17 protein-coding genes are annotated in these 16,152 nt (G+C 29.5%); 12 read left to right on the forward strand and 5 right to left on the reverse strand.

Annotated features, from left to right (window positions below; genetic code table 11):
* Positions 1-5 precede the first annotated feature (5 nt).
* Positions 6-659 carry an NAD(P)H-binding protein gene (locus tag ABXT48_RS05955; protein ID WP_415302827.1) on the reverse strand — a complete coding sequence of 218 codons (654 nt, stop codon included), beginning with the start codon at positions 657-659 and terminating at the stop codon, positions 6-8.
* Positions 659-1,108 (reverse strand): YtoQ family protein, encoded by a 450-nt coding sequence (locus ABXT48_RS05960; RefSeq protein ID WP_415286101.1) that lies wholly within the window; start codon positions 1,106-1,108, stop codon positions 659-661. Before ABXT48_RS05960 ends, ABXT48_RS05955 begins: the two co-directional genes overlap by 1 nt.
* A 103-nt stretch (positions 1,109-1,211) precedes the next feature.
* Between ABXT48_RS05960 and ABXT48_RS05965 the strand changes: the two genes are divergently transcribed.
* On the forward strand, positions 1,212-2,981 hold the full coding sequence (locus tag ABXT48_RS05965; protein ID WP_415286102.1) for an ABCB family ABC transporter ATP-binding protein/permease: 1,770 nt from the start codon (positions 1,212-1,214) through the stop codon (positions 2,979-2,981).
* On the opposite strand, the gene ABXT48_RS05970 is transcribed toward ABXT48_RS05965, so the two are convergent.
* A complete protein-coding gene (locus ABXT48_RS05970) occupies positions 2,974-4,173 on the reverse strand; it encodes a pyridoxal phosphate-dependent aminotransferase (RefSeq protein WP_415286103.1) in 1,200 nt (399 codons plus the stop codon). The genes ABXT48_RS05965 and ABXT48_RS05970 overlap by 8 nt on opposite strands.
* 35 nt (positions 4,174-4,208) lie before the next feature.
* On the opposite strand from ABXT48_RS05970, the gene uvrB reads away from it, so the two are divergent.
* From uvrB to pgsA, 5 genes are read left to right on the forward strand one after another with little or no spacing between them, the layout of a single operon-like run.
* Positions 4,209-6,380 carry an excinuclease ABC subunit UvrB gene (gene uvrB / locus ABXT48_RS05975; protein WP_415278012.1) on the forward strand — a complete coding sequence of 724 codons (2,172 nt, stop codon included), beginning with the start codon at positions 4,209-4,211 and terminating at the stop codon, positions 6,378-6,380.
* Positions 6,362-7,114 carry an SDR family oxidoreductase gene (locus ABXT48_RS05980; protein ID WP_415278013.1) on the forward strand — a complete coding sequence of 251 codons (753 nt, stop codon included), beginning with the start codon at positions 6,362-6,364 and terminating at the stop codon, positions 7,112-7,114. The genes uvrB and ABXT48_RS05980 overlap by 19 nt, the downstream gene beginning before the upstream one ends.
* Entirely contained in the window at positions 7,111-7,536 is a 426-nt protein-coding gene (locus ABXT48_RS05985) for a dihydroneopterin aldolase (RefSeq protein WP_271505226.1), read from the forward strand. The genes ABXT48_RS05980 and ABXT48_RS05985 overlap by 4 nt, the downstream gene beginning before the upstream one ends.
* Complete coding sequence (gene uvrC / locus ABXT48_RS05990) at positions 7,523-9,358, forward strand: excinuclease ABC subunit UvrC (protein WP_415302829.1); 1,836 nt, start codon at positions 7,523-7,525, stop codon at positions 9,356-9,358. The genes ABXT48_RS05985 and uvrC overlap by 14 nt, the downstream gene beginning before the upstream one ends.
* 2 nt (positions 9,359-9,360) lie before the next feature.
* Positions 9,361-9,945 (forward strand): CDP-diacylglycerol--glycerol-3-phosphate 3-phosphatidyltransferase, encoded by a 585-nt coding sequence (gene pgsA / locus ABXT48_RS05995; RefSeq protein ID WP_271492308.1) that lies wholly within the window; start codon positions 9,361-9,363, stop codon positions 9,943-9,945.
* Positions 9,946-9,950: 5 nt separating this feature from the next.
* On the opposite strand, the gene ABXT48_RS06000 is transcribed toward pgsA, so the two are convergent.
* Positions 9,951-10,823 (reverse strand): branched-chain amino acid aminotransferase, encoded by an 873-nt coding sequence (locus ABXT48_RS06000; RefSeq protein WP_415286107.1) that lies wholly within the window; start codon positions 10,821-10,823, stop codon positions 9,951-9,953.
* Positions 10,824-10,894: 71 nt separating this feature from the next.
* Between ABXT48_RS06000 and ABXT48_RS06005 the strand changes: the two genes are divergently transcribed.
* Genes ABXT48_RS06005 through ABXT48_RS06015 form a run of 3 tightly spaced genes read left to right on the forward strand, consistent with a single transcriptional unit; the run spans position 10,895 to position 13,302 of the window.
* Positions 10,895-11,332 (forward strand): MarR family winged helix-turn-helix transcriptional regulator, encoded by a 438-nt coding sequence (locus tag ABXT48_RS06005; protein WP_415302830.1) that lies wholly within the window; start codon positions 10,895-10,897, stop codon positions 11,330-11,332.
* On the forward strand, positions 11,325-12,002 hold the full coding sequence (locus ABXT48_RS06010; RefSeq protein ID WP_415286109.1) for a response regulator: 678 nt from the start codon (positions 11,325-11,327) through the stop codon (positions 12,000-12,002). The genes ABXT48_RS06005 and ABXT48_RS06010 overlap by 8 nt, the downstream gene beginning before the upstream one ends.
* Positions 11,983-13,302: an ATP-binding protein gene (locus ABXT48_RS06015; RefSeq protein ID WP_415302832.1), complete on the forward strand. Its 1,320-nt coding sequence runs from the start codon at positions 11,983-11,985 to the stop codon at positions 13,300-13,302. The genes ABXT48_RS06010 and ABXT48_RS06015 overlap by 20 nt, the downstream gene beginning before the upstream one ends.
* Here ABXT48_RS06015 and ABXT48_RS06020 read toward each other — a convergent pair.
* The gene (locus ABXT48_RS06020; RefSeq protein ID WP_271492296.1) at positions 13,280-13,534 is read right to left on the reverse strand and encodes a hypothetical protein; all 255 of its coding nucleotides are present in this window, start codon (positions 13,532-13,534) and stop codon (positions 13,280-13,282) included. The two genes, ABXT48_RS06015 and ABXT48_RS06020, sit on opposite strands and share 23 nt — an antisense overlap.
* A 46-nt stretch (positions 13,535-13,580) precedes the next feature.
* On the opposite strand from ABXT48_RS06020, the gene lgt reads away from it, so the two are divergent.
* From lgt to pgeF, 3 genes are read left to right on the forward strand one after another with little or no spacing between them, the layout of a single operon-like run.
* Positions 13,581-14,345 (forward strand): prolipoprotein diacylglyceryl transferase, encoded by a 765-nt coding sequence (gene lgt / locus ABXT48_RS06025; protein WP_415286113.1) that lies wholly within the window; start codon positions 13,581-13,583, stop codon positions 14,343-14,345.
* Complete coding sequence (locus ABXT48_RS06030) at positions 14,342-15,385, forward strand: SAM-dependent methyltransferase (protein ID WP_415302834.1); 1,044 nt, start codon at positions 14,342-14,344, stop codon at positions 15,383-15,385. Before lgt ends, ABXT48_RS06030 begins: the two co-directional genes overlap by 4 nt.
* A gap of 1 nt (position 15,386) precedes the next feature.
* A complete protein-coding gene (gene pgeF / locus ABXT48_RS06035; RefSeq protein ID WP_415286117.1) occupies positions 15,387-16,148 on the forward strand; it encodes a peptidoglycan editing factor PgeF in 762 nt (253 codons plus the stop codon).
* The last annotated feature ends 4 nt before the right edge of the window (positions 16,149-16,152 follow it).

The raw sequence follows: 16,152 nt of genomic DNA on the forward strand, positions 1-16,152 counted from the left end.
AAATACTAACTACTTATTTCTGATATCTCGTTAGACTCAAAAATAGTTTGCTGAATATCATTTTGAATAACAGCTATCATTGCTCTTGCAACTGTTTCGGAATGAATAGGTTTCATTTTCTTTAAAGGACCTAAAAGTAATGGAGAAAGTAACTTAAAAACAAAGATACATATTGTTTCACTTGCTCTCTTTTCTTTTCTATTACCTATTAAAAAAGATGGTCTCATTATTCCAAGTTTTGGAAAATTAAGTTCTTTTAATTCTTCTTCAACTAATCCTTTAAATCTTACGTAGTCTCCCGAACTCTTGGGGTTTGCATATAATGCAGAGACAAAGATAAATGAGTTAACCAAATTTGATTTTGCAATTTTTGCAATTTCTTTAGGAATATCAAGTTCAACCCTTTTATATTCATCTTTATCAGGTGCATTTTTTTTTGTTGTACCAATACAAACAAAACAATCATCTCCTTTGATATCTTCTTTGTGATTTTGTAAATTACTAAAATCAGTCTTAATAATCTCTACTTTTGGATCGCTAATTTCAGGAACTGAACGAACAAATAATTTTATTTTAGAATAATTAATATCCTTAATTAATTGATTAAGAAGATGCCGTCCAACTAAGCCAGATGAACCAAATAACAAAGCTGTTTTCATTACTTTAAGGAACCTTCCAATATATATTTCAATATACGAAAAGCTTGTTTTTGATCTGACACAACAGCAGCAGCAGAGCCATCCACTTCTTTAAGGGCATGTTGATGATCATCGTTATGAATAACAATCATAGATTTATTAAGTGCTGTAGCATAACCTGCATCAAAAGCTGCATTCCATTGCTTAAATTTTTCTCCAAACTTAACAATAATTACATCACAATCTTGAATAGATTTTTTGATTCGAATGGAATTAATATTAGCACCTTTTCTATCTTTCCAAAAAATTTTTTCTTCTGCTCCTAGAATTTCTACACCACAATTGTCAGAGGCCTCATGGTCAGTTACGGGAGATGTAAATTTAACATCTAATTTCTCTTTTTCACAAAGTTGAATAATTTCTTCTCTCCAATTACTGTGAATTTCACCTGCCAAATATACACTTAACATTTATATTTCCTTATTGTTTATTTAGTTAAAATATCTTTTTTTAATTCATTATAAGGTCTAATTTGCTTGTAACAAATTATTACTAATCAGTTATATCTAGATTGTGAAAAAGGGTAAATACATTAAGACTTTTAAACTGTTGCTTCCTTATTTGTGGCCTAAAAAAAGAAAAGATTTAAGGATACGAGTTAGTTTTGCAGTTGTTGCTTTAGTTTTAGCAAAAATAGCAAGTGTTAGCACTCCTTTAGTATTGGGTAGTGCGGTAAACTCTCTGACAGAATTAAGTTCAGGTATTAATTTATTTATGCTGGTACCAATAGCTTTAGTAGTTGGTTATGGTGTTACAAGAGTAATTGCTTTCACATTTGTTGAAATTAGAGACGCCTTATTTTCAAAAGTTTCCCAACATTCTATTAGACAAATATCTTTGACAATGTTCCAACATCTTCACAATCTATCTTTACAATTTCATTTAAATAGACAAACAGGTGCACTAGCAAAATATATAGACAGAGGAACTAAAGGAATAGACTTTCTCCTAAGATATGTCTTGTTTAATATTGCCCCTACTTTCTTTGAAGTGTTCTTGGTTTCTGGGATTTTATTTTATCTATATGGCCCATGGTATGCTGTTGTAACACTTGTAACTATTGGTCTTTATTCTTTCTTAACTTTTAAGATTACTGAATGGAGAAATGTATTTAGAAAAAGAATGAACCAAGCTGATAACGATGTCAGCACTAAGATGATTGATAGTTTATTGAACTTTGAGACAGTTAAATATTTTAACAATGAGGCCTTTGAAGCTAATAGACTTGATCAATCATTAGAAGAATATGAGTTAGCAGCAAATCAAAGTAGACATTCTCTTTCACTATTAAACATAGCCCAAACATTTATCATAATGGTGGGTATTACTATTATGTTGGTAATGTCAGTTTACGGGATCAAAAGTGGAGAGATTAATATTGGTGGGTTTGTTGTAATTAATGCCTACATGCTCCAATTATATCAGCCATTGAATTGGTTAGGTTCTGTTTATAGAGAAATTAGACAAGCACTAACCGATATGGAAAACATGTTTAGCTTATTAGAAGTTGCCCCAACAACAAATGATGATCTTGAGGATATACCCCAAAGTAACGATGCAGAAATTAGATTTGAAAACATTAGTTTTGATTACGATATAAGAAGAACTATCATTAAAAATATTTCATTTACCGTTCCTAATGGAAAAAAAGTAGCCATCGTAGGACCAACTGGTGCTGGTAAATCAACAATAAGTAGGCTGTTATTCAAGTTTTATGATCCAAAAGAGGGAAATATTTTTATTAACAATACAAATGTAAATAAAATTTCTCAAAACTCTTTAAGAAAAATTATTGGTGTAGTCCCACAAGACACTGTCTTATTTAATGACACAATTTATTATAATATAGCTTACGGTAATACTGGTGCTACTAAAGAGGAGGTTATTAGTGCAGCCCAAAATGCAGATATACATGATTTTATAACAATTTTACCGGATGGTTATGAAACAATTGTAGGAGAAAGAGGGTTGAAATTATCTGGTGGTGAGAAACAGAGAGTTGCTATTGCAAGAACTATTCTAAAAAATCCTAAAATATTTTTCTTTGATGAGGCGACATCTGCATTAGATACTAGTACAGAAAAGGAAATTCAAAAAAATCTAGAAAATGTCTCTAAAGGTAAAACAACTTTAATAATTGCTCACCGACTATCTACAGCTGCAAATGCTGATAATATTATTGTTCTTGATCAGGGTGCTATTATTGAACAAGGGACGCATGAGAGTTTATTGCTAGAAAAAGGTAAATATTTTGAGATGTGGGGAAAGCAAAAACCTAGTTAAGACTTTTACAAAAAGAAGATATTTTTTCTAAAGCTTTTTTAAGATTTTCCATAGAAGTTGCATAAGATATTCTAAAGAAACCCTCTAAACCAAATGCTGAACCTTGAACAACTGCTACACCACTATTCTCTAATAAAGACTGAACAAAATCAGTATCTGTCTTAAGTTCTTTACCGTTTGTATCTTTTTTTCCAATTAACCCTTTGCAGCTTGGAAAAACATAAAATGCTCCATCTGGATTTAAACATTCAATTCCATCTATTTCATTTAATGCTTTAACAACAAAATTTCTTCTTTCTTGAAATGAAGTTGCTCTCTCTTTAATAAAATCTTGAGTTCCGTTTAAAGCTTCAACAGCTGCAGCTTGACTAATTGAAGATGGATTGGTTGTTGATTGCGATTGTATTTTAGCAATTGCTTTAATAATTTCTTTAGGACCAGCCGCATAACCTATTCTCCAGCCAGTCATTGAGTAAGCTTTACTTACTCCATTCATTGTAAGAACTCTTTCTTTCAAGCTATCAATTTGTGCAATAGTAAAAAATTTAAAACCTTCGTATGTTACGTGTTCATAAATATCATCACTTAAAATATGCACGTGAGGATGTTTTACTAAAACATCTGCGATTTCTTTAATATCTCCTTCAGTATAACAAGCACCCGTTGGATTTGATGGTGAATTTAATATTATCCACTTTGTTTTTGGTGTTATAGATTTTTCTAATTCAGCTGGATTAATTTTAAATCCTTGTTTTTCATTACACTCTAAAATAATTGGAGTTCCACCAGCTAATAAAACCATGTCAGGATAAGAAACCCAATAAGGCGCGGGAACTATAACCTCATCCCCTTCATTTAGGGTTGCCATCATGGCATTATAAATTACATGTTTTCCACCAGCACCAACTGTGATTTGATCAGTTGTGTAGTCTAAATTGTTTTCTCTTTTAAATTTTTTAACTATGGCATCTTTTAAGGCAGCAGTTCCATCAACGGCTGTATATTTGGTATCACCTTCATTAATGGCTTTTATAGCCGCTCGTTTGATATTATCTGGAGTATCAAAGTCAGGCTCACCTGCCCCAAGACCTATTACGTCTTTTCCAGCAGCTTTTAACTCTCTTGCCTTTTGAGTTACAGCAATAGTTGGTGATGGTTTAATCTTTTTTAGACTGTCTGATATAATGCTCATTGAAATATATTTTTATTCTAATAGTTTTATAGATAATGCAAAATACTTATCAAGATTTAATTACAGATATACAGAGTAAAAATCCTGAAATTCACCAGAAACTAGAAGGTGGAAAAAAATTTAAACTTGTTACAGATTTTAAACCTGCCGGTGATCAGCCAGAAGCAATAAAACAACTAGTTAAGGGTGCAAATAAAGAAGAGTTAAACCAAGTTTTGCTTGGTGTAACAGGTTCTGGAAAAACTTTTACAATGGCCCAAGTAATTGAAAAAACTAATAGACCAGCTCTAATACTTGCTCCTAACAAAACACTAGCTGCACAGCTTTATGGAGAGATGAAATCTTTTTTTCCAGACAATGCCGTTGAGTATTTTGTATCTTATTATGATTACTATACACCAGAAGCTTATGTTCCAAGGTCTGACACTTACATTGAAAAAGAAGCATCCATTAATGAACAAATTGATCGTATGCGTCACTCAGCTACTAGATCACTATTAGAGAGAGATGATGTAATTATTGTTGCAAGTGTTTCTTGTATCTATGGTCTGGGTTCTGTTGAGGCGTACAGCAAAATGACGTTGAGTTTAAAGAAAGATTATGAATACAGCAGAGAGCAACTAATAAAAACTTTAGTAAATTTACAATACAAAAGAAATGATCAGAGTTTTTATAGAGGAACTTTTAGAGCTCGAGGAGAATATCTTGAAATATTTCCCTCACACTTTGAAGATAGAGCATGGAGATTAAGTTTATTTGGTGATAAATTAGAAAAAATAGAAGAATTTGATCCCTTAACAGGAGATCTAATACAAGATTTAGATGTAATAAAAGTTTATGCTAATAGTCATTACATCACGCCCAAACCAACTATCGAACAAGCAATTATTAAAATTAAAAGAGAATTAGAAGTAACTTTAAAAAAATTTAAAGAACAAAATAAATTACTTGAAGCACAAAGATTAGAAGAAAGAGTTAAGTTTGATTTAGAAATGATTGAAGCAACAGGGTCTTGTGCAGGTATTGAAAACTATTCTCGTTTTTTATCTGGAAGAAAACCAGGAGAACCACCTCCGACTCTATTTGAATACTTTCCTGACAACACTCTTATTTTTGTGGATGAATGCCACGTAACAGTTCCCCAATTAAATGGTATGTACAAAGGAGACAGATCTAGAAAAAGTAATCTTGCTGAATATGGTTTTAGATTACCTTCTTGCATGGACAATAGACCTCTTAAATTTGAAGAATGGGATGCAATGAGAACCCAAACAGTTTTTGTATCAGCAACACCAGGCCCCTGGGAATTAGAACAAGTTAAAGGTAAATTTGTTGAACAAATAATAAGGCCTACTGGTCTAATTGATCCACCTGTTGAGATAAAACCTGCCAAAAATCAAGTTGATGACTTGATGCATGAGTGCAAAAAAACAATAGATAAAAATTTTAGAGTATTGGTTACTACATTGACTAAGAAAATGGCTGAGGATTTAACAGAATATTTTCATGAAAATGGTATTAGGGTTAGATATTTACACTCCGATATCGACACGTTAGAGAGAATTGAAATCATGAGGGATTTAAGGCTTGGTGTTTTCGATGTCCTAGTGGGAATTAACCTTTTAAGAGAAGGACTAGATATTCCAGAGTGTGCATTAGTTGGAATTTTAGATGCTGATAAAGAGGGATTTTTAAGATCTGAAACTTCTTTAGTTCAAACTATTGGAAGGGCTGCAAGAAACTTAGAAGGAAGAGTTATTCTTTATGCAGATAAAGAAACTAAAAGTATAAAAAAAGCTATACAGGAAACTGATAGAAGAAGAGCAATTCAAGTTGCCTATAATAAAAAGCATAATATAGATGCTGTCTCTATCAAAAAAGAAATCAGTGATGTGTTGCAGAATGTTTATGACAAGGATTATTTAAAAGTAGGTACTGGAGACAATATTGGTGGAAATTTAAAGAAACACTTAAAGATGCTCAACAAAAGAATGAAGGATGCAGCCACAAACCTTGAATTTGAAGAAGCTGGTAAAATTAGAGATGAAATAAGAAATTTAGAAGCATCAGAGTTAGAAATTGTTTTAAACCCAAAAATAAAACACTATAACCAGGAAAATAGAACATATCCAAAAGGTAGATCAACAATGGGCTTACCTGGTACAAGAGCACAAAAAGGTAAGAAAAAATGGAAGCAAACAAAATAATTATCACTGGAGCCGCAACAAGAATGGGTGCTGCTATTGCAAAGAAACTCTCAGGCCCAGGAGTTGAAATGGTTATTCATTACAATAAGTCTAAATCTGAAGCTGAAAAATTACAAAAAGAATTGTCAAAAAATAAAACAAAAGTTTACTTGGTAAAAGGTGACCTTGCAAAAGAACAAGATTTAAAAAAAATTATAAAATTCTCAAAGTTAAAGTTAAAATACTTTGATTGTTTAGTTAATAATGCTTCGTTATTTGAAAATGACAGTCTTAAAAATTTTTCTTCTAAAAGTTGGAACCAACATATTGATGTAAATTTAAAAGCACCTGCATATCTTACAAAAGAATTTTCAAAAAATGTTAAAGGTAAAAATAACAATATTATAAATATAATAGATCAAAGAGTTTTTAAGTTAACTCCCTTTTTCTTTTCTTACACTTTAAGTAAAACAGGGCTTTACACTCTTACAAAAACTAGTGCTATGGAATTAGCTCCAAACATAAGAGTTAATGGAATTGCACCTGGACCAACTATTAAAAATAAAAGACAAACTGACATGCATTTTAAAAAGCAGTACTTAGCAACCCCTTTAAAACAGCAGGTAAATGTAAAAGACATATGTTCTGCTGTTGACTTTTTTATCAAAAACAGTTCAATTACAGGTCAAGTAATAGCAATAGATAGTGGACAAAGTTTAAACTGGCAAACACCAGATGTAATTGGAAAAGAATGAAAAAAAATAATTTGAATATTGTAAAAATTGATAAGAACAAAAGTTTGTTTAATTACGAAAAAAAAATTCTTATTAAAGAACTAATTTTAGATTTAAAACTTGGATATTATGATTTTGAGAAAGAAAAAACTCAAAAAGTAAAATTCAGTTTAGAAATTGATTATGAGGATAGAAAACCAACAAATGACAAGGATATAAAGTCTATTGTTAATTATGGTCAGGTTGTAAAATTAATTACAAAGCTTGCAAAAAAAAAACATTATAATTTTTTAGAAACACTTGCAGAAGATGTTTTTGATGTATTATTTAAAGATAAACGAATTGGCAAGATAATGCTTCAGATTGAAAAATTAGAAATTATAAAAGAATGTGCCTCTGTTGGTATCCAAATTACCAAAAAAAGAAGTCATGAAAAGCTCTGAATTAGGCAAAGACGTAATTAGAAAAGAGCTCCCATTAATTCCTAAAAGTCCTGGAGTTTATCGAATGCTCGATCATAAAGATGTGATTTTATATGTAGGTAAAGCAAAAAACCTGCCCAATAGATTAAAGAGCTATGTGGCCGAAAAAAATCATATCATCAGAACAGCAAGGATGCTCTCTCAAACTTTTAAGTTAGAGATAACGACTACTGCCAATGAAAGTGAAGCACTTCTTTTAGAGGCTAATTTAATCAAAAAATATAAACCTAAATTCAATATATTGCTTAAAGATGACAAATCTTTTCCATTTGTTTTCATCAGTAATAAAGACCAATGGGCACAAGTTACAAAACATAGGGGGAAAAAAGATAAAGAAGGATTTTACTTTGGACCCTTTGCTTCAGCAGGAACTGCAAATTGGACCATTAAGATGCTTCAAAAAATATTTCAAATTCGAGTTTGTGATGATAGCACCTTCAAAAATAGAAAAAGACCCTGCATTCTTTATCAGATAAAAAGATGTTCTGGTCCTTGTGTCGATTATATTGATAAAGAAGATTATAAAAAATCAGTAGATCAAGCAATTCAGTTTGTATCGGGTAAATCAAGAGATATACAAAAAAATCTATCCAAACAAATGGAGGAAGCCAGCGAAAAGCTGGATTTTGAAAGAGCTTCTATTTTTAGAGATAGAATTAAATCCTTAAATATAATTCAATCGTCACAAAGAATTAATGAAGCCAATCTAGTTGATGCTGATGTAATTGCTGCCTATAAAGAATCTGGCAAAACCTGTATTCAGGTATTTTTTTACAGATCCAAACAAAATTGGGGCAACCAAGCTTATTTTCCAAAACATGATCCTGACCAAGACATATCTGAAATAATGTCCTCCTTCTTGATGCAATTTTACGAAAATAAGAATGTTCCAAAATTAATTATTATTAATACAGAAATTGAGGACAGGAAACTAATTGAAGAAACATTAAGTAAAAAAGAAAGTAGTACAATTTCTATTAATATAGCAAAAAAAGGAACTAAAGCTAAAGTGATTGCTATGGCAGAAAAAAATGCCAAAGAATCACTTAATAGAAAAATTTATGAAACAAATAATAATAAAAATTTATTTGAAGGTGTGGCTAAAAAATTTGATCTTAAAAATAGCCTAAACTTAGTTGAGGTTTATGATAATAGCCATATCTCAGGAACCAATAGCGTAGGCGCTATGATTACTTTTGGAAATGAAGGATTTGTTAAAAAAAGATATAGAAAATTTGACATCAAGACAAAGGGTGCTGAACAAGATGATTTTGCAATGTTAAAAGAAGTTCTTACTAGGAGATTTAAAAGAGCGATGTTAGAAAAAGGAAATTATTTAACTCTTCCTGATTTAATATTAATTGATGGTGGTAAAGGTCAATATTCATCTGCCAAAGAAGTATTGGATGAATTTGGCTTACATGATCTTCCTATGATCGCTATTGCTAAGGGTAAATTAAGAAATAGCGGTGATGAAACTTTTTTCTATAAGGGAAATTCATTTAAATTCGATAAGAATGACCCTACCCTCTTCTTCATGCAGAGACTGCGTGATGAAGCACATAGGTTTGCTATCACCTCTCATAGAACAAAAAGAGCAAAAGGAATTACAAAATCATTATTAGATCAAATTGATGGTATTGGATCGATTAGAAAAAGAGCCTTATTGAACCACTTTGGCTCTGCTAGATCTGTAGAATCTGCTAGTTTTGATGAGATTAAATCAGTTGAAGGTGTTGAGGAAAAAGTTGCAAAAAAGATATATAACTTTTTTCACGAATAATTATGCTTAAAAAAATTCCAAATATTTTAACAATTGGTAGAATAATAATTGTACCTTTTTTTGTTCTAGCATTTTATTTGCCGGGTTTTTACGGTGATTTAACTGCATGCGTATTGTTTGTAATTGCTTCATTTACTGATTTTTTGGATGGAATGTTGGCAAGAATGATGGGCGAAGAGTCTAAGTTAGGTGAATTGCTTGATCCTATAGCAGATAAAATTATTGTTGCTACCGCACTTATATTGCTTGTTATGAGTGGAACAATTAAACATTATGAGGTTATTGCCGCAATTATAATACTTACAAGAGAGATACTGATTTCAGGATTAAGAGAGTTTCTGGCTAGAGGGCAAATTAAATTACCAGTAACTAATTTAGCAAAATTAAAAACTTTTTTACAAATGGTTGCCATAGCTCTTTTACTGACAGGTGAAACTGGTAATAAAATTTTAAATTTTCAAGATTATAATGCCCAAACTATTGGCATAATCCTGCTTTGGCTTTCTGCATTTTTAACTCTATATACTGGTTATGAGTATTTAAGAAAAGGCATTGACCATGCAATGTCTGAGGATAATAAAAAGTAAATAATCTATTTTTTTCTAACTAAAGCTTGATAACTTTCATTTAAATCAATTATAGTTTCACAAACTTTAAATTGATTATCCGCAATACATGATACTGGTGTTACTTCTGCAGCTGACCCAGTTAAAAAACAACCAACAAAATCTTTTAGTTCTTCTGGTTTAATTTTTCTCTCATTAATTTTAATTCCTTTAGATTTAGCAATTTCAATAACTGTTCTTCTTGTTATTCCATCTAAAAAACAATCTGGAATTGGAGTGTGTATTTCTCCATTCTTATCTTTAAAAAAAATATTTGCTCCAGTTGCCTCTGCAATGTTTCCTTCATAATCCAGCATTAAAGAATCTGTATAACCTTGTTGTTCTGCTTCATGTTTTGACAAGGTGTTGATCATGTATAAGCCTGATGCTTTTGTGTCCCACGGTATTGTATTTGGCGCTGGCTTTCTCCAGTTTGAAATATTTAATTTAATCCCATTAATTTTTAATTTTGGATCAAAATAAGAACCCCAATCCCAGGTTGCTACAGCAACATGAATTTTTGTTTGTTGCGCAGAGATTGCCATCATTTCACTACCTCTCCAAGCCATTGGTCTTACATAGCCATCTTTTATATTTTGAACTGAAATAATTTTATTACATGCATCATTTATTTCCACTTCTGAATATGGCATTGTAATTCCCATTCTTTTAGCTGAATAAAAAAGTCTTGTAGTGTGTTCTTCTAATTTGAATATTGATCCGTCATAAACTCTTTCTCCTTCAAATACACAGCTAGCATAATGCAATCCATGATTTAAAATATGAATTTTTGCATCAGCCCAATCAACAAGCTCGTTATTATACCAGATTTTACCAGATCTTTTATCGTAGGGTATCATGTGTGAAATAATTTAAATTTTTTCCTAAAATTATCTTTGTATCTATAATATGTCAATATAACTTACCCATAATGAAAGAACTTTTATATTTAAAGGACACTCAATTAAAGCAATTGATTGAAAAATTATTTACGAGTTATCGTGAATCTTTTTCAGATGCGAAGAAAACCTTAGATAAATACTCTATAGGTATAGCTCACCACAAAGTTTTACATCTATTATCAATGTATAAGGGGATTACAATTTCTGACCTATTAAAGAAGTTAAAGGTTACCAAGCAGAGCTTGAATAGAGTTTTAAAAGATTTAATTAAACTCGATGTTGTTTTTTTTGAAAAAGATCAACAAGACACAAGAGTAAAACACATTTTTTTAAATGAAAAAGGAGAAAAAATTTTTGATGAAATATTTTCGACACAAAAAAAAAGAATTTATAACGCTCTTTTAAATTCAAGTTCTGATCAAGTCCTAAACTTTGACAATGTTTTAAGGAAAATAATTAATGAATGATTTTGTAGCCCACATTTTAGTTGTAGATGATGATGAGGGAATTAGATCTCTAATTAAACAGTATTTAAATGAAAATAACTTTTTGGTTACCACATCAGATAGTGCAGAAAATGCTGAAGAAAAAATCTCAATAATTAAATTTGATTTAATTGTCTTAGATGTAATGATGACAGGCAAAAGTGGCCTTGATTTTATCAAGCAAAATAAATCTAAGATTGATACGCCTATAATTTTATTAACAGCTAAAGGAGAAGCTGAAAATAGAGTTGAGGGCCTAGAGATAGGTGCCGATGATTATTTGCCAAAACCTTTTGAACCAAAGGAACTTACTTTACGAATAAAAAATATTTTGAATAAAACAAAAAGAAATGATGAAAAAAGAATTATAACCTTTGATAATGTTAAAATTGATCTTAACAAACTTTTAATCATTAAAAATGATACTGAATATAAAATAAATAGTACTGAAAAAATTATATTAGAAAAAATGATTAACAATCCTGGCAAAACTTTTTCAAGAGAGGATATTGGCAAACTAACTGATCTTGATAAAGAAAGATCAATAGATGTAATAATTACAAGACTTAGAAAAAAAATAGAAATAGACCCAAAAAATCCAAAATACTTACAAACTTTAAGAGGTGCTGGTTATGTCTTATGGATTGAATAATTTTGTAAAAAATTTATTACCCAAAAGATTATTTTATAGAGCTTTATTAATTGTAGCAGTACCAATAATTGTTCTTCAAGTAGTCATAACAATTGTTTTTTTTGATAGTCTTTGGATTAAAACAAATAAAGGTATGACAAGAGCATTGATCGGTGAGATGAAAACATTCATAGCAGCTTACGATAATGGAAAATATAATAATAACGACCTGTCAGGCTTATTCTCAATTTATTTAGATCTTAATGTTGAGTTTAAAAAAGATGATTCATTTGAAAAACCTCAAAAAGAAAGATGGTTTAGCCCCATAGATAGAACACTTAGAAGAGAACTAAAATCTAATATGGGTAATGAGAATTATTGGTTCGATACAACGAGTTATAAAGAACTTATTCATATAAATATTAAATATAACGACGGTTACTTCGAATTTTTTATCCCAAAAGATAGAGTGGCAAGCTCGTCTGCTAGAATGTTTGCACTATGGATTACCTTACCAGCTCTACTAATGATAACTATAGCCATAATATTTCTGAAAAATCAAACAAGGCCAATTATAAACTTAGCTAAGGCTGCAGAAAGATTTGGTAAAGGAGAAAATATTGATGAGTACAGACCATCGGGAGCTTTAGAGATCAGACAAGCAGGTTTGGAATTTGATAAAATGAGAAAAAGAATAATGAGACACCTAAATCAAAGGTCTGAAATGTTATCTGGTATAAGCCATGATTTAAGAACACCCTTAACAAGACTAAAACTTCAGCTATCTTTTATGAAAGATAAAGATTTATCAAAAAAAATGTCTTTAGATATAGATGAAATGGAAAAAATGCTTAATGAATATCTACAGTTTATAAGTTCATCTTATTTAGAAAAAGATGAAACCTTTGATATTTCTAAATTAATCGAAACTATAATAAATAAATATAATAATGATAAAATAACTAAAGAAATAATTCCAAGAGTTTATATGAATGGAAGAAAGAATTTAATACAAAGATCTTTAAATAATTTAATAGATAATTCAATTAAATATGCTGAAAATGTAAATTTTCATCTATCAAAAAAAGACAGTAACATAATAATTACTATTGATGATGATGGAGTTGGCATTCCTAAAGAAGAGTTAGAAAATGTTTTCAAACCATTTTATAAAGTAGATAAAAGTAGAGGTGATTCTAAATCTAGTGTTGGTCTTGGATTATCAATTACATCTGACATAATCAAATCCCATGGAGGAAATATTTTATTAGAAAAATCTCCTTTAAACGGCCTTAGAGTTAAGATTTTTTTACCTTTGTAGATTTTTTATTTGGACTTTTTTTTTCTAATTTGTTGATTTTTTTTTCTAAATTTTCAACTCTTTTAATTAATATATCTGTTTCTTCTTTGCTAGTTAATTTCATCTTAAAAATGATTTCATCTCTTTTAGATCTTAAAACATTTATGATTTCAGAACTTAAATCTTTATAAGAAATTAGCCCTTGTTCAAATAGCTTAGTTAATTTATCAATTACAAATTTTGATTTTGTCATATATTCGTTTATAAAATTAATATACTTTATACGTAGTTTTTTAAAAATGTTTATTAATAATTTTGACCCAGTTGCGTTTCAAATATTTTCATTAGAAATCAGATGGTATTCTTTGGCTTATATTATCGGTATTGCACTTGGTTGGCTATATTGTAAAAAAAAATTAATAAAAGATTCTCATATTCTTCAGCTATTTGATGACTTCATAACCTATCTTATTATAGGTATGATTTTGGGAGGTCGGCTTGGATATACTTTATTTTATAATCTAAAATATTATTTAGATAACCCTATTGAAATATTGATGGTTTGGAATGGCGGAATGTCATTTCATGGTGCTTTAATTGGAATTATAGTTGCATCAATACTGTTCTCAAAAAAACACAATACAAATTCGTTTATATTTTTAGACTTAGTTGCCCTATCTGCTCCAATTGGAATTTTTTTTGGTAGAATTGCCAATTTCATAAACTCAGAGCTTTATGGAAGAGCCACAGACCTGCCTTGGTCAGTTCAATTTGTTCTAATAGATAATATCAAAAGACACCCCTCTCAATTATATGAGGCTTTTTTTGAAGGAATAATTCTTTTCTTTATACTTGGGTATTTTTTTAAAAAAGATTATTTAAAAGTACCTGGAAAAATCTCTGCTTTATTCCTAATCTTTTATTCTCTATTTAGATTTTTTATAGAATTTTGTAGGTCTCCAGATCCACAAATCGGCTACTTAGTTTTAAATCTAACATTAGGCCAATTGATAAGTATTCTTTTTTTCATGACTGGGGCTTATCTTTTATCCTTAAAAAAATGAAAATTAAGGATAATGACTCGTTTACTCTAGATAAGTTTATAGAGGAATCTCTTTATAACAAAACATCTGGATACTACATAAAAAAAGATCCCTTTGGCAAAAAGGGCGATTTCATAACTTCACCCAACATATCCGTATTATTTTCAGAAATGATTGCAATTTGGGTGGTTTCATTTTGGCAAAATCTAGGTTGCCCTGAAGAGTTTAATTTAATTGAGTTGGGTGCTGGTAATGGTGAAATGATGAAAGTTTTAGTTAATACCTTTGATAAGTTTCCAATATTTAAAAATTCTTGTCGTATTAAAATTTTAGAAAGAAGCAAATTACTCAAGAAAAAACAAAAGACTAATATCAATAAAAAAAATATTCAATGGTTAAATGATTTAAGTGAATTAGATAATTTACCATGTATCTTTTTAGCAAATGAATTTTTTGATGCCTTGCCCATTAAGCAATTCATAAAAAAAGAAAAAAAATGGTTTGAAAGGTATGTCAAATTCTCCAATAAAAAATTTGAATATTTTGATGTTCCTTTTGATATGAAAAAATTTGAAAATAAAATCAAATTTAAGATTGCGAAACAGCAGAACTTTATTGAGTATTCACCACAATCAACTGAATATTTAAAAAGTATTAACAATAAGATTAAGCATAATAATGGTGGAATTTTAATAATAGATTATGCATATATTGATAAAAAAATGAAAAATACCCTACAAGCTGTATCGAAACATAAATATTGTGATGTGCTAGAGGGATTTGGTGATTCTGATATTACTTATAATTTAAGTTTCAATTTGATAAATAGTATAGTTAAAGAATTAAGCTCACTTACCGCAATGAATACTACCCAAGGTAAGTTTTTAACAAAACTTGGTATTCTTGAAAGAGCAGAAATACTGTCCAAGAAAATGTTATTTAGTGAAAAAGCTGATATTTATTTTAGAATAAAAAGGCTTATAGATAAAAATCAAATGGGTGAATTATTTAAAGTAATGCTAATAACAACACATAAAAATAAATTTAAATTGGGGTTTTAAATTGATTAAGTCAAAGAAACTCAGCAAATTTAAAAACTTACAGCACGCTTTCTTTAATAGAAAGGGTGGAAAATCTCTAGGTATTTTTAAGAGTTTAAATTGTGGTCCTGGATCTTCAGATAATAAAAAAAATATTTTAAAAAATCTTCAAATCGTACAAAAGAAAATTAAAACTAAGCTCAAAAAAATTATCTTACTTAAGCAAATTCATAGTAATAAATTTCATTTTGTAGATAAAAATCTAAAACTTAAAAATTATAATTTTGAGGGAGATGCACTAATCACAAATAAAAAGGAATTTCCTATAGCCATATTGACTGCCGATTGTGCTCCAATACTAATTTATGATGAGAAAGAAAAGATGATTGCAGCAATCCATGCTGGCTGGAAAGGTGCTTTCAAAGGGATAATTAAAAGAACCTTAAATTTTATGATAAAAAAAGGCTGTGCTCCTAAAAATATTACTGCTGTTATCGGGCCATGTATTTCATTAAAAAATTATGAGGTAAAAAAAGATTTTATTAAAAAACTCATTAAAAAAGATGGAAAAAATAAAAAATTTTTTAAGAAAATTAAAAATAAAGATTTCTTTAATTTAAAGAAATATGTCCATTCTCAATTAAAAGCCTTAAATATAAAGAAAGTTGATATAATTAATAAGGACACATTTAATCCTAAAAATAATTTTTTTAGTGCTCGAAGATCTATTAGCCGCAATGAGAATGATTATGGTAGAAATATTTCTGTAATTATGATTAATTGATAAT

The sequence above is a fragment of the Candidatus Pelagibacter sp. Uisw_101 genome, assembly GCF_047727615.1.
GTDB lineage: Bacteria > Pseudomonadota > Alphaproteobacteria > Pelagibacterales > Pelagibacteraceae > Pelagibacter.